The sequence below is a fragment of the Dyella sp. OK004 genome (assembly GCF_900114495.1).
Classification (GTDB): domain Bacteria; phylum Pseudomonadota; class Gammaproteobacteria; order Xanthomonadales; family Rhodanobacteraceae; genus Dyella_D.
Window position 1 is genome coordinate 289,948 of sequence record NZ_FOZI01000004.1, and the last position, 19,068, is coordinate 309,015.

A 19,068-nucleotide genomic window follows, 5' to 3' on the forward strand; every position below is an offset into this window, starting at 1 on the left:
TTTATTGGTAGGTGAGCGTGAAGGTCGCGGTGGCGCTAACGGTGCCAGCAGCCACTGGGGTGGCGGTCTGGTAGTAGCGCGCGTAATAGGTAAGGGTGAAAACCCCGTCCGGTGTGGTACCGACCAGGGAGGGTGAGCCAAATGTCACTGGGGTGAAGTTCTGGTTGGTGAGCTGCACGCCGATATTCTTAGCCCGTCCTGCACCGGTTGCCGGCGCGATGACGCTGGTGGTCCCGCTTTGCGGCGTTGCCGTGTCGAATTGAATGGACAGCTTGCTGCCCGCGGTGCAGTTGAGTGAAATCGGCACCACGGTAGCGCCTGCCACGGTGCCCACGCCATTGAAGGCCGTATTGGACACCGTGGGAAGCGTGACGTTGATCGTGCTGGTGTTGACCGAGCAGGCCGTTACGAAGGTCACCGGGCTGGAGAGAACGAAGTTCTCCACCCGCAGGCCCGAATCGAATTGCCAATAACCCAGCGTGCCGGTATTCAACATCGAGCCATTGGCAATAGGGCCGGTCTTCACCAGTTCAAAGCCAGACGTCACCGACAGATTGTACGAACCCGAAGCGATCGAGCCGCCGCCGAAGGCGGTGAGGTAGGTCGACGAATTAGGGTGAGTGACGCGATAGCCAACGCCGCTGATGCCCGTGGGGAAGATCGTCGAAGACGTTGAAGGCTGGCTACCCACAGAGTTGATGACGCCGGTCCGTGTGCTGCCGCTGCAGGAGACCGCCGACGTACCTCCGGAGGAATTCACTGGCGAGAACTGACTTGAACTCACCAGCGTATCGCCAACCTGAGCGTTGGGATTGATGATGATCGTGCTGCTGGCAAAACTGATGTTCACGTTCGCCACACCACCGCTGGTAAAGCTGCATGCGGCGCGCGCCATAGTCGGCAGCAGTCCAAGCGCCATTAACAACAGCAGTGCCGTGAGGTGGCGGCGGACGAGCATCACGAATCACTCCCGGCAGCTGGTGTGCAAGTCGCCTCGATCTGCTCATAAGTATCGGTCTTGCCCTTCGCAGGCGCTGACAAGCGGTACGGGAAAGAACACATCATCGGCTTGTCGTCCTCGGTCTTCCACTGCACGGTGAGCTGGCCACTGTCCTTGGCGCCGCGCACCAGAATACGCCCGGCCTGTCCGACCACACCCAGGGCCTGGTTGTGTTCGTCGACCACCTCGGCGCCGAACGGCACGGCCTTGCCATCACTCTGGCGCACGCGCGCGATCACCGAGCGGCCGCTGCTGGTCTTGAACTTCACCAGCACTACCGCGCCGGCGTGCGGCGCCACCTGTGCGCTGGTGGTATCCAGCTCCACAGCCAGCGGCAGACCCTTGGGATCGATCTGCACGGTGTTGAGGTTATAGGGCGTGAGGTAGGGCACCAGCGCGTAGCCGGAATGTCCAATGCGCACCCCGGAGGCATTGATCACGCGCGCACCTGCTGCATCGGGTGCTGCCACGATCGCCACGGTGTCGCCCATCGGCTGGCCGAACGTGATGCCGCCCGCGTGCGCCACGACCGAGCCGGCCACGCTCAGCGAACCTTGCGAGTAGCCGTTGCCGCCGCCAAAGCTGGCGTTGAGCTGTGCGTAGGGGCTGCGGTAGCCACCATAAATGGTACCGGCGTTGCCGTTGCTGCTGCCGTTGTTGCCGCCGCTGTCGTGCGACGCCGTCGCGCCGTAGCTGAACTGGTTGTCGACGCCGGCCGTGCCGCTCAGCGTGGCCTGTTCCAGCGTGTGGCCCGAGCCGTCGCGATTGATATTGGCGCCGAACATCGGCGCGTGCAGGCTGTCACCCAGCGGCAGGGTGAAGCTGGCGAAAAACTGGTTGGTGTAGCGGCCGTAGCTGTCGCGCACGCGCGTGGCCGACAGGTTGTAGCTGAGTCGGCGGAAGGTGTTGTTGTAGCCAACCTGGAACTGCACGTCGGTACCGTTGCGATTCCAGTATTCCACTGCTGAGCCGGTGGCGTAGATCGAACCGCCGTGATCGCCCAGACGCTGGCTTACGTTGACATCGAAGCGGCTGCGCTGGCGATCGAGCTGGCTGGTGTAGGCGGTGAAGTTATTAGAGTTGCCACTGATAAGCGCTTTGCGCTGGTCTGGCGTCAGCACATTGTTCACCGTCACGCCGTCGATGGTGGTGACGGTGGTGGGATCGACGTAGCGATAGCCGCGCGCCATGTCGCGCGCCAGCATGGCGTCGCGCAGGCCCAGATAGCCGCTGGTGGAGTAGCGATACGTGGCCAGCGTGAACGAGGTATCGCTGTTCGGCAGAATTTTGCTATAGCTCAGGCGCACGCTCTGCCCATTCTGCGTGGACTGCCCCGGGATCTCGGTGCGCGCTGCGGTGATGTCCATGGCGAACGCGCCGTAGCGCGTGTTGAGTGCGCTGCCCATCAGTACCGCGCCGTAACCCGACGAGGCTACCAGGCCGGCGTAACCCGTCAGCAGATTGCTGAAGCCGCGCTGGATCGTGGCCTGCGCGAGCGCCGGGTGGGCGTGCAGCGAGGCATCCTGCAGCTGGCCGGCGACCACCGAGAAACGGGTGACGCTCGGGCGCAGCAACTGCGGCACCGAGGCATAAGGCACGGAGAACGTACGCACGCGGCCGTCGGCCTCGGTGACGCTCACGTTGAGGTCGCCGCCGTAGCCGGTGGAATACAGATCGGAGATGGTGAACGGGCCCGGCGCCACCGTGGTTTCGTACAGCACCACGCCGTTCTGGCGGACGGTAACCTTGGCATTGGTCTCGGCCACGCCGCGCACGGTCGGCGCGTAGCCGCGCAGCGAATCAGGCAGCATGCGGTCGTCGGTAGCGATCTGCACGCCGCGAACCTTGACGCTGTCGAACATCTCGCCGCCGGTGTAGGAGTCGCCGATGGTCATCTGCGCGCGCAGCGAGGGCAGATCGCGACGCAGATAGGTATCCAGGTTCTGCCAATGTTTGCGGGTAGGGCTACCGGCCGCACCGGACTGCATCAGCAGCGTGGAGTTGTGGCGCAGCTGCCAGCCACCCAGATTCAGGCCTGCATTGAGGCCCAGGAACGACGAGGTCTGGCTGACGCCATGGCTGCTGCTGCGATAGCTGTTGAAGTTGTAGTTCAGTAGGCCGGCGTTGATGCCGCGGTCCCAGTTCTCCGGGTTGACGTAACCGCGTGCGCGGGTGCCGAGCCAGGCCTGCGGAATGCTCACGTCGAGCCGCAGGTTGGGCTGGTCGAAGGTCATCGTCGCCGCGGGAATCACGCTGCCGATGTCCACGCAGCCCTGCTCGCCGGCCAGCTTGGCCTGCTGCTCGGCAGAAAGTTTCTGCAGCGGCAGGCCAAGCTGGTCGAACATCGCCTTGGTCAGGCAGGGAATGGCGTTGGCGTCCGGTGTGGGCGAGGCGAAGCGCACATCGGTGTGGCCCACCCATGAGCCATTGAGAAAAATGTCGGTGCGGTAGACGCCCGGCACAATTACTGCGCCGCGCTCGAAGCGCGACAGGTCGCCCGTGTTGCGCCCGGCGCCGGAAAGCAGGTTGCGGTCGAAGCTGGCGTCGAGGGCGGCGGAGGCATCCGCGCTGGAAGGTGCTGCGCCGCCAGCCGCCGCGGCATCGGCCGCGGACGATGAAAGAGTCCAGCCGCCGAGCGCGCCGGCGATCGCCACACACAGCAGCACCCGACGACAAACGGCACGGCCGTTGTCGCGAGCGCCGCCATGGCTGGCGCGCACGGAGTTCACGGCGCGATGGTGCCCGTGTAGGTGGCAGCCGCACCGTAATCGTTGATGGCGGTGAAGTTGACCGTGCTACCAGAAGCTGGCTTCTGCGCGGCGTCATGCAGCGGCAGATGCAGGTCGGACAGCGGTGCGGCCATGCCGAGTTCGGCACTCACCGTCTTGCCGCCGGCATTCACCGAGATCTCGGAGATGGTGACGTGGAACGGCGTGGGGTTGTGCGCGACCAGCGCGTAACCCTTGCCTTCGGACACGAGCTTCCACGTCAGGGCAGCCGGCGCCTTGAGCGGATCGCCCTGCAAGCCTACGGGGCGGTAGAACAGTTTCAGCCGCGAGCGCAGCGCGAGCTGCAGCAGGTTCTGGCCTTCGGCCTGCGGGCCGGTCGGTTTCGGCGGCACTTCAAGCACGTTGAGCCAGAACAGCGACTCGCGGTCGGCCGGCAGTTGCTCGTGCGTGTAGACGATGCGCAGGCTCTGTTCTTTCTTCGCTTCCATGCGGAACAGCGGAGGCGTGATCAGAAACGGCACATCGACGGATTCGGGGGTGGAATGCACGTCGCCGCGATCGATCCAGGATTCGACCAGGACCGGGCGATCATTGTCATTGGTAAGGCGAACGGTGACTTCACCGTCCTTCGCGGGGAACACCACACGGGTACCGCCGATCAGCACATTGGCCTGCGCCTGCGGAGCGCCAAGGCATAAGGCCAACAGGCCCGCGCCAAGGGCGCAGACAAACTTCCTCATGGGATTTCCTCGCTATGACCAGGGTCGCTGCGGGTTGCAGCGGTGCGCCGGAACCGGTGCGGTTCCGGCGCTTACTTGCCACTTACTACTTACTTACGACTTGCCAAAAAAACTTCTTTGCTTACTGGTACAGCATGGTGAACTGCACGCTGGTCGACACGGTGCCGGCGCCAGCGGCGGCGGTCGCGAAGTACTGCGCGTAGTAGTTCAGGTTGCCTGCGCCGGTGGTCAGCGTGGTCTGCTGCGAAGCCTGGGTGGTGGAGGTACCGGCCAGGTTGATGTTGCTGAAGTCGCTGTTGAGCAGCTGCACTTCGACGCCCGTGGCGGTGCCCGAAGCGTTCTTCAGGTTGCCGTCGGCCATGATGGTCGGGCCCGGCTCAAAGAAGGTCTGAGCCTTGGTCAGCGAACCGCAGTTGGTCAGGTTGAGCGCGAAAGCGGTACGGCCCGCAACGGCGCCGGCGGCGCTGAGCGAGGTGGTCGACACGGTCGGCAGTGCCACGTTGATGGTGGCCGGGCTGGCGCCACCGTTGATCTTGCAGGTGGAAGCGTTGACGGTACCGGTGATGTTGATGGTGCCGTCAGCCGCGGAAGCCGAATTCGGAGCCAGGGCGGCGAAGCCGAAGGCGGCGATCAGGGCGGTGGTGATAAGGGTCTTGGTCATTTGCCTTTGTCCTTCAAACGTCTTTGTTATGGGTGGTTGCAACGGGTGCGACGCAGTCATCTGGACGCGGGCTCGTACTTTTCTCCCCCTGCGTCTTGTCGGCTCTTTGAGGGGGCAGACGTTGCTTGTGGTGCCCCTCAGATCGCTTGCGGGGGGCATAAGCAGAAGTCGTGCCAAGCCAGAACAGACTGTGATGAATCTCACAGTTTGCTATGAGAACTATCTCACAGAATGTTTTGACGACTTGTTAACAAGCGTCAAGAAACTGACGCAGTCGCAATCGGGTCCAAAAGTGACTCTCTACGGCCAAGTGCTTGCCCTAATTAACAAAACTGCAGTTAAACGGCTTGGATCGAGTCAAATTGTCAAGGATGCTTGACAGGTCGGCGGGTCGCGCCTAATCTCTCTGTCAAGTTTGCTTGACATGACGTGACGGCATAACGCGGGGAGGCGGCCGATGGAGGGGATCATGGAAAGCCTGACCAGGCGCGTGGCCGGATGGCCAGCCTGGCGGCGCTGGGGGTTACTGCTGGTGGTGGTGGCCCTGTTCTGGGGCACGCTGTTGATGAGCCTGCACACCACCAACCTGCCATTGCGATTGCTGCTCGTCGCGATCGCCGTCGCGACGATGCTCTTCATGGCCTATGTGGGCCGGGCGGTGACTTGCGAAGGCCGTGACCCGATGCGCCGCGAGGATCGCCGCTACGTGCGCGAGTTCACCCCGGTCATGGCGGCCTACTTTCTGATCATGTTGTTTGTGTGGCCGCTGCACAAAGAGGCCGGGCCGTTGTGGCTCAAGGGGCTGATCGCCTTCACTCCGGCCATTCCGGTCGCGCTGATGATCATGGCCATGGTGCGTTACGTGCTCGGTAGCGACGAATTCATGCAACGCATGCATTTTCAGGCGCTTGCCGTCGCCGCCGGCGTGGTGGGCTTCGTCAGCATGGCACTGGGTTTTCTCGCCGCCTCCAAGGTGCTGACTGTCGACGGCGCCACGCCGTTGCTGCTGGTGTTTCCCGCGCTGTGCCTGACCTACGGCGCGGCGCTGTTCTGGTGCAAGCGGCGCTACCGCGGCTGATGGAAAACCGGGTACGCGAACTACGTGGCGAATGCAGCTGGTCGCAGGCCGACCTGGCCGAGCGGCTGGATGTGTCGCGCCAGACCATCAATGCCATCGAGACGGGCAAGTACGACCCCAGCCTGCCGCTGGCTTTCAAGATCGCGCGGCTGTTCGGGCTGCCGATCGAGGCGATCTTCGAACCGGGCAAAACCGAGTGAGGCGGACCCACATGAGAGCGAGCGAGACATGAGCATCAAAGGACGAACTGCCGTGCGGATCGGAGCCGTCGTCATCGGGCTCGGCGCATTGGCATGGAATCACTTTCATGCGTGGCCGAACGCGGATGACGCCGCCAAGGAAACGGTGGCAGAAAGTGCGCCCATTGCCGCGCCCAAAACGCCAGCCAAGCCGGAAACCTGGAAGCTCGGCTCGCTGACGTTGACGCCATGCGAGCTGGGCCAGCCCAACAGCGGCCTCTCCACCGCCGCGTGGTGCGCGCCGTTCGAGGTGCCGGAAAACCGCGACGATCCGCGTAGCCGCAAGATCAAGCTGAAGTTCGGCGTGATCCGCAGCAGCGCGCAGCTGGCGAGCAAGGACATGGTGGTCTTGCTGGCCGGCGGCCCCGGCCAGGCGGCCACGGAAAACTGGCCGGCCGTGGCGGGTGCCCTGCAGCCGCTGCTGGCGCACCGGCATGTGCTGTTGCTCGATCAGCGCGGTACCGGTGGCTCGAATCCGCTGATTTGCAAGGCGGAGGAAGCGCCGGCAGGCAATCACGACGACGAAAGCCACTTCGACGCCAACAAGGTGCGCGACGAAGCGTCACGCTGCCTCAAGCAGCTCGATGGCAAGGCCGATCCGCGCTACTACACCACCACGGTGGCGGTGCAGGATCTGGAGGATCTGCGTCAGGCGCTGGGTGCACCGAGTTTCGACCTGGTCGGCGTTTCCTACGGCACGCGCATGGCGCAGCAGTACCTGATGCGTCATGCGGATGCGGTGCGCAGCGTGATCCTCGACGGCGTGGTGCCGAACGGGCTGGTCTTGGGTGAGGACTTTGCGCAGAACCTGGATGCCGCGCTCAAGGCGCAGTTCGCGCGCTGCACCTCCGATGAGGCGTGCAAGCAGCGCTTCGGTGATTCGTACCAGACTCTGTACCAATTGCGCGATGCGCTGCGCGCCAATCCACACAAGGTCAGCTTCCGCGATCCGCAGAACTACCAGACCGTACAGCGCGTACTGAGCGAATACTCGCTGGCCAGTGTGGTACGCATGTTTGCCTATTCGCCGATCACCGCCGCGTTGCTGCCGGTGTCGATCGACGCTGCCGCGCACGGCGACGTCGGCCCGCTGCTGGGGCAGGCCAAGCTGCTGTCGGGCGATCTCTCCGACACCATGAATGGCGGCATGCAGTCCTCGGTGATCTGCAGCGAGGACGCCGACCTGCTGACGCCGCGCCCGCAGGATGCTCACACCATTCTCGGCACGCGCATGATCGATGCCTTGCAGGCAGTGTGCACGGTATGGCCCAAGGGCACGCGCCCGGCGGATTTCCATGAGTCGCTGAAGAGTGACAAGCCGATCCTGCTGCTGTCGGGCGAGTACGACCCGGTGACGCCGCCGCGCTACGGCGACGAGGTGCTCAAGGGTCTCGGCAATGCGCGGCATCTGGTGCTCAAGGGGCAGGGTCACAACGTGATCAATGCCGGCTGCGCGCCTGAGCTGGTCAAGCATTTCGTGGAGGATCTCGCACCCGCGAAGCTCAATGTGAAATGCCTGGATCGCCTGCACGCCACACCGCAGTTCATCGATTTCAATGGAGCCGCGCCATGATCGAAGTCAGGGATTTGCACAAGGCGTTCGGCGCGGTGAAAGCCGTGGACGGCGTCAGCTTCAAGGCGCGCGACGGTGAAATTACCGGCCTGCTCGGCCCCAACGGCGCCGGCAAAACCACCACGCTGCGCATGCTCTACACGCTGATGGCGCCGGATCGCGGGCAAGTGCTGGTGGACGGTATCGACGCCGCTACCGACGCACTCGCCGTGCGCCGCCAGCTCGGCGTGTTGCCAGATGCGCGCGGCCTGTACAAGCGGCTGACCGCGCGCGAGAACATCGACTACTTCGCGCGTTTGCACGGGCTGCCGGAAAACGAACTGGCCACGCGCCGCGAAGCGCTGATCCAGGCGCTGGAAATGGACGACATTGGCGACCGCCGCACGGAAGGTTTCTCCCAGGGCCAGCGGGTGAAGACCGCCATTGCACGTGCGCTGATCCACGACCCGCGCAACGTGATTCTCGATGAGCCCACCAACGGACTCGACGTGATGGCCACGCGCGCCTTGCGCCAGTTCATGCAGAAGCTGAAGGCGGAGGGCCGCTGCGTGCTGTTCTCGAGCCACATCATGCAAGAGGTAGCTGCGCTGTGTGATCGCATCGTGGTGATCGCGCATGGCCGCGTGGTGGCCGACGAGTCGCCGCAGGCGCTGCGCGAGCAGACTGGCGAGCACAATCTGGAGGACGCGTTCGTGAAAATCATCGGTAGCGAAGAGGGCCTGGCCGCATGAATGCTGTAACCGCCAGGGCCAGGCGCGCCAGCGCCTTCCTCACCGTGTTCCTCAAGGAAGTGAAAGAGAACCTGCGCGATCGCCGCACGCTCACCAGCGCGCTGCTGACGGGTCCGCTGCTCGGCCCGCTGCTGTTCGTGATGCTGATCAACGTTGCGCTCAATCGCGAGTTCGAGAAAGCGGAGCAGCCGCTGAAGGTGCCGGTGATCGGTGCCGAGTACGCGCCCAACCTGATCGATGCGCTGAAGGCCGGCGGCGTCGTACCGCAGCCAGCCATCGCCAATCCGGAACGGGCCGTGCGCAAACAGGACGCCGATGTGGTGGTGCGCATCAGTGCGGATTACCCGAAGGCCTGGCGCAAGGGCGAGCCGGTGCAGGTGGAAGTGATCCACGACTCCTCGCAACGCGACACCGCTACCGCGGTGGAGCGCGTCAGCCGACTGGTGGAGGGCTACGCTCGCCAGCAGGGTGCGATGCGGCTGGTGGCGCGCGGGCTGTCGCCCAGCACCGCGTGGCCGATCGCGGTCGCGCGGCGCGACCAGGCAACGGCGCAGGCGCGCGGCGTGCTGATGTTCGGCATGTTGCCGTACTTCTTTGTGATCACTATTTTCCTGGGCGGCATGTATCTGGCGATCGACCTGACCGCGGGCGAACGCGAGCGACAGTCGCTGGAGCCGTTGTTCGCCAACCCGGTAGCGCGCTGGAAGATCTTGTTCGGCAAGCTGGCGGCGATCTGCGCGTTCTCATGCATGAGCCTGCTGATCACCCTGGTGGCGTTCGCCGTGATCGGGCCATTCGTGCCCACCGAGAAGCTGGGCATGGAGTTGAACCTGGGCCTGCACTTCGGTGCGCATGTGTTCTTGCTGATGCTGCCGCTGGTGCTGCTGCTGGCTGGGTTGCAGTCGTTGGTGGCGGCTTTCGCCAAAAGCTACCGCGAGGCGCAGACCTATCTGTCCCTGCTGATGATCGTGCCGGCGCTGCCCAGCCTGTTGCTGTCGGTACTGCCGATCAAGGCGCAGGGCTGGATGTATGCCGTACCGCTGCTGGGCCAGAACCTTGGCGTGATGCGCCTGCTGCGCGGCGACGGCATTGAGCCGCAGCAGTTGCTGTATTGCGTGGCCGGTACGCTGGCGGCGGCGGCCTTGGTGATCCTGGGCACCGCCCAGTTGTACCGCTCCGAGCGGCTGGCCATTTCCGCCTGAGGTTCGACAGCCGATACCATGGGGTCTTCCGTTTGCGAGGAAGACCCCATGCGTCGCCATCTGCTTGCCCTGAGTCTCGTTGCCGCCCTGGCCGGTTGTAGTTCGTCCCATCAGGAGGCCGCGGCGCCGGCTGGCGAGGCCAAGCCCGCTCCGGCCAGCACGGCTGCCGCGGAACCACCGCCGGCTTCGACCGACGCCGAGATGGCAAAGAAACGCATGGCCGATTACGCCACGGTCAAGCTCACGGCCGACCTGTCGGCATTCGACGCGCAGCAGAAGCAGATGATCGCGTTGCTGATCCAGGCGGCCGACGTCACCAACAGTCTCTATTGGCAGCAGGCGTGGGGTGACAAGGCCGCGCTGATACAGCGCATTCCCGACGAGGACACCCGCCGCTTCGCCGAGATCAATTACGGCCCCTGGGATCGTCTCGATAACGATCAGCCTTTTGTCGCCGGCATTGGTGCGCGTCCGCCGGGTGTGCAGTTCTACCCGGCCGACATGAGCAAGGAAGAATTCGAGAAGGCCGATCTCAAGGACAAGACATCGCTCTATACCGTGCTGCGCCGCGACGCGCAGGGCAAGCTGGTGACGGTGCCGTTCCACGAGGCGTACAAAGCCGATCTGGAAAAGGCCGCGGGCCTGCTGCGCGATGCCGCCAAGCTTTCCGCCGACAAGGACTTCGCGCATTACCTGAAGCTGCGCGCCGATGCCCTGTTGAGCGACGACTACCGTCCCAGCGATTTCGCCTGGATGGCGATGAAGAGCAACCCGGTTGATATCGTCATCGGCCCGATCGAAACCTACGAAGACCAGCTGTTTGGCTACAAGGCCAGCTACGAGAGCTACGTGCTGGTGAAAGATCAGGCCTGGAGCGCCAAGCTGGCGCGCTTCGTGAAGTACCTGCCGGAACTGCAGCGCGAGTTGCCGGTGGGCGCCAAATACAAAGCCGAGAAACCCGGCTCCGATGCGGACCTCAACGCCTACTTCGCCGTGTACTACGCCGGCGACGCCAACGTCGGCGCCAAGACCATCGCCATCAACCTGCCCAATGACGAAGAAGTGCAGCTGAAGAAAGGCACGCGCCGCCTGCAGTTGGAAAACGTCATGCAGGCCAAGTTTGACAAGATCATGCTGCCGATCGCCAAGGAACTGATTGCCGACGACCAGCAATCGCATCTCACCTTCGACGCGTTCTTCGAGAACACCATGTTCCACGAAGTAGCGCACGGCCTGGGCATCAAGCAGACGTTGACCGGCAAGGGCATGGTGCGCGGCGCACTGAAGGATCAGGCATCGAGCTTCGAGGAAGGCAAGGCCGACATCCTCGGCCTGTACATGGTCAGCAAGCTCGCGGAGAAGGGCGAGCTGGACAAGGCGAAGTTGATGGACAACTACGTCACCTTCCTCGCCGGCATCCTGCGTTCGGTGCGCTTCGGCGCCAGCGATGCGCATGCGAAGGCGAACATGGTGCGCTTCAACTTCTTCAAGCAGCAGGGCGCGTTTTCACGCGATGCGGCTACGGGGCGTTATCGCGTTGACTTCGACAAAATGACGGCGGCGATGAATGCGCTGTCGGCGAAGTTGCTGACGATCCAGGGAGATGGCGATTACGACGCGGCGAAGCAGCTCACTGATGGGATGGGGAGTGTGGATGCGGAGTTGGCTGGGGATTTGAAGCGGCTGCAGAGTGCCAGGATCCCGGTTGATATTACGTTTGAGCAGGGGGCGGATGTATTGGGGGTGGCGGGGGCTGGGCAGCATTGAGCTTTTGGGTTTTCTCCCTCTCCCTTCGGGTGAGGGTTCGGTCTTGAACCATTCCTCCCTACTCGTCATCCCTGCGCAGGCAGGGATCCAGTGGCGTTGTCGCTCGGTTGTCGCGTCTGCGTGCGCTGGCTCGCCTGCCGCGGGCTTCCGAACCGCTGCCGCGGTCCGGGTCACTTTCTCTTTGCTGGCCCAAAGAGAAAGTAACCAAAGAGAAATGGCCTGAAGAGCAGGCGGTGTGCTCTGTAGCTGCGCCTTTTCCAGTGTCAGGCGTCGGGACGGTTTTCTTTTCGGCCCGATCCTCTAGTCCCACTGCCGTGCCGAGCTCTTGCTCCCTCCCCTGCTCGCAGGGGAGGGCTGGGGAGGGGTTGGGTGCTTGAGAAAGCCTTGTTGCGAAGCCCTGTAGCTCCTACTTCGGCGCGATATCCCGCAACTTCATATCCAACACTCGCCCATCCCCCAGCGTCAGCTTCAACGGCGTTCCTTCAGGCAGGTTCATGCTCGCCTCGCGTAGTTCTCCAAGGCCGATGCTGCCTGCCGGTTTGCCGTTCACGGCGACGATCGCATCGCCTTTCTTCAGCCCGGCCTGTGCTGCGGGGCTGCCTGGTGTGACCCAGACGATCTGATAGCGATCGGGTTGTTCGGCGTTTTTGTCGGCGCGGAAGCCGGCCAAGGCGTAGTGATGTGTGGTGGTTTTGGCGCGGGGTATCAGCACCATCTGCTGGCGGCGATAGTCGAAGTGGACGTTGTAGCGGGAGAGGATGTCCTGGCCGATGTTGCCGGCTTCGCTGGGGTTGCCGGTGGCGCCAGCGTCGTTGCGGGTGAGCATGGCGACGACGTTGTCGAGTTTCTGCGCGCCCAGCTGCAGCGATTGGGCATGGGCGAAGTGGGCCATGTATAGGCCGCCGACGCCGCCGGTGGGTGAGGGAGTGCCGTTGGCGTAGCGTGCGGCGATGCCGGCGCGTTCGGCCCATTGCGGGAACAGCAGGGTGAGGCCGGAGTTGCCGGTGTCGATGCCGAACACGCCGGGATGTCCATCGAGTTCAGCTTCGACCAGTGGCATGTCGTCGGTGAATCGCAGCGGCACGACGGTGCCCTGGCGTGCGGCGGGTGCCTCGCCTTGATCGTAGGGCTGCAGCACGAGTTGCTGGTGGTCGTAGTCGAAGGTGACGGCGAAGCGCTGGAAGATTTCCAGGCCGAGAATGCCGGCGATCGGTTCGCGTCCGCTGCCGCGCTCGTAGAAGCTGTGGGGGTAGGGCATGACCAGGAAGGTCAGGTCGCGGATATCGGCTGCGCCCATGCCGAGATGATCGACACGCGTATAGGCTGTGCTCATCGAGCCGGGGCCGGAGCCGGTGCTGACGCCCTGGCCCTGGGTATTGAAACCGAGCTTCTTCGCGGCGTCGGTGGTGAGGATGGCGTGGCCCCCGGTGTCGAGGATGAAGGGCAGCGGTCCCTTGCCGTTGATGCTCACGTCGACCAGCAAAAAGCCGCCTTCGAAATGCATCGGCGCCACGGCCTGATGGGCGCCGTTGGCCATGCTCACATCGCGCACTTTGTTGTCAGGGCGCTGCAGTGCGCTGGCCGGTGCAGTGTCCAGCCATTGGTAGCGTTCGATGATGTCGGTGCTGGCGTTGTCTTCGCCGCCCGCCACGGTGGCGGCACTGCTGGTGATGCGGAACGGCAGCTGCACACCATCAACGGGGCGGTAGTCGCTGTAGCGCTGAGTGAAGTTGAGGAAGCTGCTTTGCCAGGTGACGTGATCCAGGCGATGCGTGGTGGGATCGATCCACAAAGTCATGGCGCGGCCGCGCGCCGGCGTGGCTTCGAGGCGCGCATAGGAGCGGCCCTGTTGCTTCGCGTCCGGCAGGCGGCGGTAAGTCACGTTGTCCGGCTTGGGCGAGAGGAAGCCTAGGCGGCGCAGCCAGTTCTCGCTGATGGCGACGGCTATGGCTTCGTCCGAATCGTAGGGATGTACCAGACCCGTGATGTCCTGGTGCCAGCGGCCTTGCGCGTCATAGCCGTCGGCGCTGGCGAACACGCTGTTGCGCGCACGCTCGGCGTAATAGCCGTTGCGGAGGTTAACGCTGAGTTGCCATGGGCCGCTGAGGCCATCGGCTTCTTCCTTGCCTTCGGCGGTCAAGGCACCGTGACGCGCCAGAACGCTGGCGCCATGGGCTTGCTGCAGTTCGCGCAGCAAGGCACCGGCGTCGTCCGCGGCGGCAAAGCCGGGAAGCAGCAGACTGCCGATCAGCAACAGATGGGGAAGGGGGCGAAGCTTGAGCATGCGGGCGGTTCCTTGCGGTAGGCGAGCTCATGCTGCCCGACCCTCGCACCGGCGGTCTAGGACGCCTTTGATGCTTTAGGACGCACGTTGCAGTTTGTGCCGGAAGTCACGTGGCGTTTCGCCGGTCACGCGCTTGAACACGCGCGCGAAGTGACTCTGGTCGGTGAAGCCGGCGGCGACGGCGACATCGGCGATGGATGACGCTTCCTGCGCCAGCGTTTTGCAGGCAAGGCGGATGCGCAGCGCGCGGCGGTAGTCGCCGACCGACATGCCCTGAGCCTGCTGAAAGCGCCGCGCGAGATGCGCGGGATGCACGCCGGCAAGTGCGCCGAGTTCCTGCAGCGAGAGATTCGCCAGTGGATCGTCGTGCAGTCGTTCAAGCACGCGCGTCAGCCATGCGGGTTGCTGCTCGTCCTTGCCGCTGCGACAAGCTAGCGCAATCAATTCGAAGATCGCCGACTGCAAGGCCAGTGGCGCCGCATCATCGGTCGCTGCCAGTTCGCGTTCAATGCGTGCGAGCAGGCGTGGCGCTTCGGGCAGTGTGAGCGCGCGATGGTCGCCGAGCAGGCGCTGCATACCCTCGCTGGCCGCGAATTCATGCGAAGGAAAGATGCTCAGGCAGCGCGCACCCTGCGGCGAAAAGCGATTGGCGTGGCGATGCCCTTCGGGATGTACCAGCAGCAGGCCGGTCGCGCAGTCGGTGTCGCGTCCGCTCGCTTGCTGCACGTAGGCGCCATCCGCGACCAGGCAGAGATACGCCTCGTCATGCTCGTGCAGTGGCAGGTGGCCGTCGCCAGCATAGCGTGTGGTGGACACCAGCATGCCGCCGATCGAGCGGAGCTGTTGCGGCGATCCGTAGTTGGCGCGGCCGAGATGTTGCATGGCTGCAGTTTACGCGGCGCTGGCCGGCTTCCACGTGCCGTAGGTCAGGGATGGCCGAGATGCGCGGTGGCCCAGTCCGCTACCGCCTGCGGATGTTCCAGGTGCAGATGGTGTCCGCCATCCAGATGGCTCACGGCGATATCGTCGACACAGGCGGCGCGCAGCTCCATCGGGTGGCTGGGCAGATACGAGGTTGCCGGTCGTGCCAGTAGCAGCGCGGTCGGCGCGCGGATGCCGCGCAATAACGCATGGATCTGGCTTTCGGCGATGCGCAGTGGGGAGGTGCGGGTCAGGCGCGGGTCGCTGCGCCAGCACCAGCCGTCGGCGACTTCCAGCAAGCCACGCTCCACAATGGGTCGTGCCAGCTCGGCGCGCAGACCGCCGGCGATGGCGCGCGCGGCAATGGCTTGCTCGACATCGCGGAATACGCGCAGCCCCTTGTTGTTGACTGGTGCGGCGATGCCGTCGCGGAAGCGTTGCAGGGTATGCGAGCCATCGTCGCCGAGCGGACCCAGGCCTTCGATCAGCAGCAGTTTCGCGATGCGTTCCGGCGCGGCGGCGGCCAGCATCGCGGCGATGCCGGCGCCGAGCGAATGGCCGAGCAGGTCGAAGCGCTGCAGGCCGAGAGCATCGGCGGCAGCGAGCGCGGCGCGGACGTAATCGACGAAGTGATAATGCGTACCCGGCGGCAGATGATCGGAATGGCCATGGCCGGGCAGTTCCAGCGCGATCACGCGCCAGCGGTTGGCCAGCAGTGGCGCCAACCGTGCATAGCTGCCCGCGTTGTCCAGCCAGCCATGCAGCGCCAGTAGCGGCGGTGCATCGTCCGCGCCCCAGACCTGTGCGCGCAGGGTGAGCTGCGGCAGTTCGATGGAGCGTTCAATGGGGGCACTCATGCGCCGGCTTCCGGCCAGCCCTGCATGTGGCGCAACGCCAGCGCGGCGAGGCTGCTGACTTGGCCGGCGCTGTCGTTGAGCGCCGGGATGTAGCGCAGCTCCTGTCCGCCCGCCTCGATAAAGAAATCGCGGTTCTGCATGGCGATTTCCTCCAGCGTTTCCAGGCAATCGACGGCGAAGCCGGGGCAGGCGACGTCGAGCCGCTTCACACCCTGTGCTGCAAGTTCGCGCACGGTGGCATCGGTATAGGGATGCAGCCAGCGTTCGCGGCCCACACGCGACTGGAAGCTCAGCAGCAATTGCGACTCGTCCAGCCCCAGCCGTTCGCGCAGTCGCCGTGCAGTGGCCTGGCATTGCTGGAAGTAGGGGTCGCCCGCCTGGACATAGCGCTCCGGAATGCCGTGGAAGGACAGCAACAACTTGTCGCCGCGGCCGTTCGCCGCCCACCAGTGCTCGATACTTTGCGCCAGCGCTTCGATATGGCCTGGATTGTCGTGGTAGTCGTTGATGATGCGCAGCTCCGGTGGCCAGCGCAGGGTTTTGAAACTGTCCGCCACGGCATCGATCACCGAGCCGGTGGAGGTGGCGGAATATTGTGGATACAGCGGCAGTACTACTAAGCGACGGACGCCGTCGCGCTGCAGTTGCTCGATCTGGTGTGCCACCGACGGCTCGCCATAGCGCATGGCCAGGGCAACGCGGATCGGGCCGGGTGCGCGCTGGTCCAGTTCCGTCTGCAGGCCTGCGGCCAGTGCTTCGCTGCCGACCCGCAGCGGGGAACCTTGGGGGGTCCAGATGCGTCCATATGCATGCGCCGAACGCGGCGGACGGATACGCAAAATCACCCCGTGCAGGATCAGCTGCCACAGCCAGCGCGGATACTCGATAACCCGCGGATCGCCGAGGAACTCCGCAAGATAGGGACGCAATGCCTTCGCGGTCGGTGCCGCGGGTGTACCGAGGTTGACCAGTAGCACACCGGCCTTAACCGGCTGGTCATCGGAAACGCCGGTCAGGCCGGTATAGTGGCTGCTGCGTGGCATGGCGGCCGTCGTGGCGAGATCAGTCACGAAGTCTGCCACAAGCCATCCGGGGCGCCGCATGACCTGCTGTCGCAGCGTGCCCTTCAACGAATCCGGAGACAGGAACCGCCCATGTTCAAAGCATCGCTGCATCGCCTCTTGCTCGCCGCGCTGGTTCTGCTGCTGCCTGCCATGTCCGCCCACGCCGAAGATCCGCCGCTGGTGCGCGCGCAGAACTCGGTGCGCGTGCTGAAGGAAATCATGGAGGCGCCGGACAAATCGATCCCGGTCGACCTGCTGAAGGAAGCCCACGCGATCGCGGTGATTCCGGACATGATCAAGGCCGGTTTCATCTTTGGCGGCCGCCGTGGTGAAGGCCTGATTTCGGTGAAGGGCCCCGACGGCACCTGGTCCAACCCCAGCTTCGTGACGCTCACCGGTGGCAGCGTCGGCTTCCAGGCCGGCGTCTCGTCGACCGATGTGATCCTGGTGTTCCGTACCCAGCGCGGCGTGGATTCCATCGTCAATGGCAAATTCACCCTGGGCGCTGATGCCGCCGCCGCGGCCGGTCCGGTCGGCCGCACCGCCACGGCATCGACGGACAGCCAGTTCAAGGCCGAGATCTACTCGTACTCGCGCTCGCGCGGCCTGTTCGCTGGCGTGGCGCTGGACGGCTCGGCCCTCCGTATCGATTACGATGCCAACGAGGCGATCTATGGCAAGGGCATTACCCCCCGGCGCATCTTCGAGGGCGGGGTGAGTAATATTCCTGCTCCGGTGGTCGATTTCCGCGACCGCCTGGAGGAGTACACTCAGCGTTGAGTCGGAAAGGCCGGCGCACGGCGTGCGAACGTTTTCCGGTCACTATTCCGCTTTTGAGGCAAGCCCATGAGCATTACCCATCTCATTCTTCTGTTGGTTGTTGTGGTGCTGATCTTCGGTACCAAGAAGCTGCGCAACATCGGTGGCGATCTCGGCGGCGCCGTGCGTGATTTCAAGAAAGGCCTGGATAGCGCTGGCGGCGACGACAAGTCCAAGGACGAGGAGCGCCTGCAGGCCGATCCGCCGGCCTCTGGCAGCAACACCACACAGAAACAGCACGACACCACCGAAACCAAGTAAGCGGCGCGCAGGCGATGATCGAGATCAGCTTCGGCAAGCTGGTATTGCTCGCGCTTATCGCGCTGATCGTGCTCGGCCCGGAGAAACTGCCGGGCGCCGCGCGCACCGCCGGCGCCCTGTTGCGCCGCGTGCGCACTGGCTGGGACAGCGTACGGGCCGAGGTGGAGCGCGAGCTGCAAGTGGAAGAAATCAAGCGGCAGGCGCGCGAAGCGGCTGCGCATGCCGAGGCTGCGCAATCCGAACTGGATGCCACCCTGCGCAAGGTCCGCGAGACCGGCGCCGATGTGATGCAACCCAAGCTCGCCGACAAGCCGGTCGAGACACCGGGCGAAACCACCGCGGCCACGCCCGCCACGCCACCCAGGGAAACACCGCATGGCGGCGCCTGAGCAAGAAGACGCTGACAGCCTGGAGCAGGGCCTGTTCTCGCATCTGATCGAACTACGCTCACGCCTGCTCAAGGCGGTGGTGACCGTAGTGCTGGTACTGCTGGTGCTGGCGCCATTCGCCAATCGTTTGTATACCGAGCTGGCCGCGCCGCTGGTGGCGCGCCTGCCGGAAGGCGCGCACCTGATCGCCACCGAAGTGGCCAGCCCGTTCGTGACGCCGCTGAAGCTGGCGTTCTACGCGGCGCTGTTCATCAGCATGCCGATGATCCTTTATCAGCTGTGGGCCTTCGTCAGCCCCGGCCTGTACAAGCATGAGAAGCGCCTAGCGCGGCCGCTGCTGGGCGCGGCACTGGTGCTGTTCTACACCGGCGCCGCGTTTGCCTACTTTCTGGTGCTGCCGGCGGCGTTCCGTTTCCTCACTGCGGTGACACCGCAGGGTGTGGAGATGATGACCGACATCACGCATTACCTCGACTTCGTGATGCTGATGTTCTTCGCCTTCGGCCTGTGCTTCGAGGTGCCGGTGGCGGTGGTGATCCTCGCCGCGATCGGCGTGGTCAATCTCGAACAGCTGCGCGGCGGTCGCCGCTATGCCATCGTCGGCGCGTTCGCCATTGCGGCTTTCATCACACCGCCGGATATCACTTCGATGGTGATGCTGGCGATTCCGATGTGCTTCCTCTATGAATTGGGTGTGCTGGCGGTGCGCTGGCTGGTGAAGCCGGCACCTGCATCCGCTGCTGATTGAGATCC

Annotated in this window: 18 protein-coding genes; 10 read left to right on the forward strand and 8 right to left on the reverse strand. The window is 64.3% G+C overall.

The genetic code is table 11. From position 1 onward, the window contains the following. Position 1: 1 nt before the first annotated feature. From BM338_RS17460 to BM338_RS17475, 4 genes are all read right to left on the reverse strand, one after another. Positions 2 to 958, reverse strand: a complete 957-nt coding sequence (locus BM338_RS17460) for a fimbrial protein (RefSeq protein ID WP_090453112.1) — start codon at positions 956 to 958, stop codon at positions 2 to 4. Beyond that, the gene (locus BM338_RS17465) at positions 958 to 3,729 is read right to left on the reverse strand and encodes a fimbria/pilus outer membrane usher protein (RefSeq protein WP_255367354.1); all 2,772 of its coding nucleotides are present in this window, start codon (positions 3,727 to 3,729) and stop codon (positions 958 to 960) included. Before BM338_RS17465 ends, BM338_RS17460 begins: the two co-directional genes overlap by 1 nt. Further along, on the reverse strand, positions 3,726 to 4,469 hold the full coding sequence (locus BM338_RS17470) for a fimbrial biogenesis chaperone (protein WP_090453114.1): 744 nt from the start codon (positions 4,467 to 4,469) through the stop codon (positions 3,726 to 3,728). Before BM338_RS17470 ends, BM338_RS17465 begins: the two co-directional genes overlap by 4 nt. Before the next feature lie 121 nt (positions 4,470 to 4,590). Continuing rightward, a complete protein-coding gene (locus BM338_RS17475; protein WP_090453116.1) occupies positions 4,591 to 5,130 on the reverse strand; it encodes a fimbrial protein in 540 nt (179 codons plus the stop codon). Positions 5,131 to 5,599: 469 nt separating this feature from the next. On the opposite strand from BM338_RS17475, the gene BM338_RS17480 reads away from it, so the two are divergent. Genes BM338_RS17480 through BM338_RS17505 form a run of 6 tightly spaced genes read left to right on the forward strand, consistent with a single transcriptional unit; the run spans position 5,600 to position 11,720 of the window. Further along, complete coding sequence (locus BM338_RS17480; RefSeq protein ID WP_090453118.1) at positions 5,600 to 6,208, forward strand: hypothetical protein; 609 nt, start codon at positions 5,600 to 5,602, stop codon at positions 6,206 to 6,208. Beyond that, on the forward strand, positions 6,208 to 6,408 hold the full coding sequence (locus BM338_RS17485) for a helix-turn-helix transcriptional regulator (RefSeq protein WP_090453120.1): 201 nt from the start codon (positions 6,208 to 6,210) through the stop codon (positions 6,406 to 6,408). The genes BM338_RS17480 and BM338_RS17485 overlap by 1 nt, the downstream gene beginning before the upstream one ends. 28 nt (positions 6,409 to 6,436) lie before the next feature. Then, positions 6,437 to 8,020 (forward strand): alpha/beta hydrolase, encoded by a 1,584-nt coding sequence (locus tag BM338_RS17490; RefSeq protein WP_090453122.1) that lies wholly within the window; start codon positions 6,437 to 6,439, stop codon positions 8,018 to 8,020. After that, positions 8,017 to 8,751: an ABC transporter ATP-binding protein gene (locus BM338_RS17495; protein WP_090453124.1), complete on the forward strand. Its 735-nt coding sequence runs from the start codon at positions 8,017 to 8,019 to the stop codon at positions 8,749 to 8,751. The genes BM338_RS17490 and BM338_RS17495 overlap by 4 nt, the downstream gene beginning before the upstream one ends. Continuing rightward, positions 8,748 to 9,953 (forward strand): ABC transporter permease, encoded by a 1,206-nt coding sequence (locus BM338_RS17500; RefSeq protein WP_090453126.1) that lies wholly within the window; start codon positions 8,748 to 8,750, stop codon positions 9,951 to 9,953. The genes BM338_RS17495 and BM338_RS17500 overlap by 4 nt, the downstream gene beginning before the upstream one ends. Positions 9,954 to 10,001: 48 nt before the next feature. Further along, a complete protein-coding gene (locus BM338_RS17505; RefSeq protein ID WP_090453128.1) occupies positions 10,002 to 11,720 on the forward strand; it encodes a dipeptidyl-peptidase 3 family protein in 1,719 nt (572 codons plus the stop codon). Between the two features lie 406 nt (positions 11,721 to 12,126). Here BM338_RS17505 and BM338_RS17510 read toward each other — a convergent pair whose 3' ends face one another. From BM338_RS17510 to hemH, 4 genes are all read right to left on the reverse strand, one after another. Continuing rightward, entirely contained in the window at positions 12,127 to 14,004 is a 1,878-nt protein-coding gene (locus BM338_RS17510; protein WP_090453131.1) for an aspartyl protease family protein, read from the reverse strand. A 75-nt stretch (positions 14,005 to 14,079) separates the two neighbouring features. After that, on the reverse strand, positions 14,080 to 14,886 hold the full coding sequence (locus BM338_RS17515; protein ID WP_090453133.1) for a helix-turn-helix transcriptional regulator: 807 nt from the start codon (positions 14,884 to 14,886) through the stop codon (positions 14,080 to 14,082). A 44-nt stretch (positions 14,887 to 14,930) separates the two neighbouring features. Beyond that, on the reverse strand, positions 14,931 to 15,782 hold the full coding sequence (locus tag BM338_RS17520; protein WP_090453135.1) for an alpha/beta fold hydrolase: 852 nt from the start codon (positions 15,780 to 15,782) through the stop codon (positions 14,931 to 14,933). Beyond that, on the reverse strand, positions 15,779 to 16,825 hold the full coding sequence (gene hemH, locus BM338_RS17525) for a ferrochelatase (protein ID WP_090453516.1): 1,047 nt from the start codon (positions 16,823 to 16,825) through the stop codon (positions 15,779 to 15,781). The genes BM338_RS17520 and hemH overlap by 4 nt, the downstream gene beginning before the upstream one ends. Before the next feature lie 111 nt (positions 16,826 to 16,936). On the opposite strand from hemH, the gene BM338_RS17530 reads away from it, so the two are divergent. The 4 genes from BM338_RS17530 (at position 16,937) to tatC (ending at position 19,063) form a co-directional block, all read left to right on the forward strand. Then, positions 16,937 to 17,626, forward strand: coding sequence for a lipid-binding SYLF domain-containing protein (locus tag BM338_RS17530; protein ID WP_090453137.1), 690 nt, complete (start codon positions 16,937 to 16,939; stop codon positions 17,624 to 17,626). Between the two features lie 66 nt (positions 17,627 to 17,692). Next, positions 17,693 to 17,926 (forward strand): twin-arginine translocase TatA/TatE family subunit, encoded by a 234-nt coding sequence (gene tatA / locus BM338_RS17535; RefSeq protein WP_090453139.1) that lies wholly within the window; start codon positions 17,693 to 17,695, stop codon positions 17,924 to 17,926. Between the two features lie 14 nt (positions 17,927 to 17,940). Then, positions 17,941 to 18,315, forward strand: coding sequence for a Sec-independent protein translocase protein TatB (gene tatB / locus BM338_RS17540; protein WP_090453141.1), 375 nt, complete (start codon positions 17,941 to 17,943; stop codon positions 18,313 to 18,315). Next, entirely contained in the window at positions 18,302 to 19,063 is a 762-nt protein-coding gene (gene tatC, locus BM338_RS17545; protein WP_090453143.1) for a twin-arginine translocase subunit TatC, read from the forward strand. The genes tatB and tatC overlap by 14 nt, the downstream gene beginning before the upstream one ends. Positions 19,064 to 19,068 lie beyond the last annotated feature (5 nt).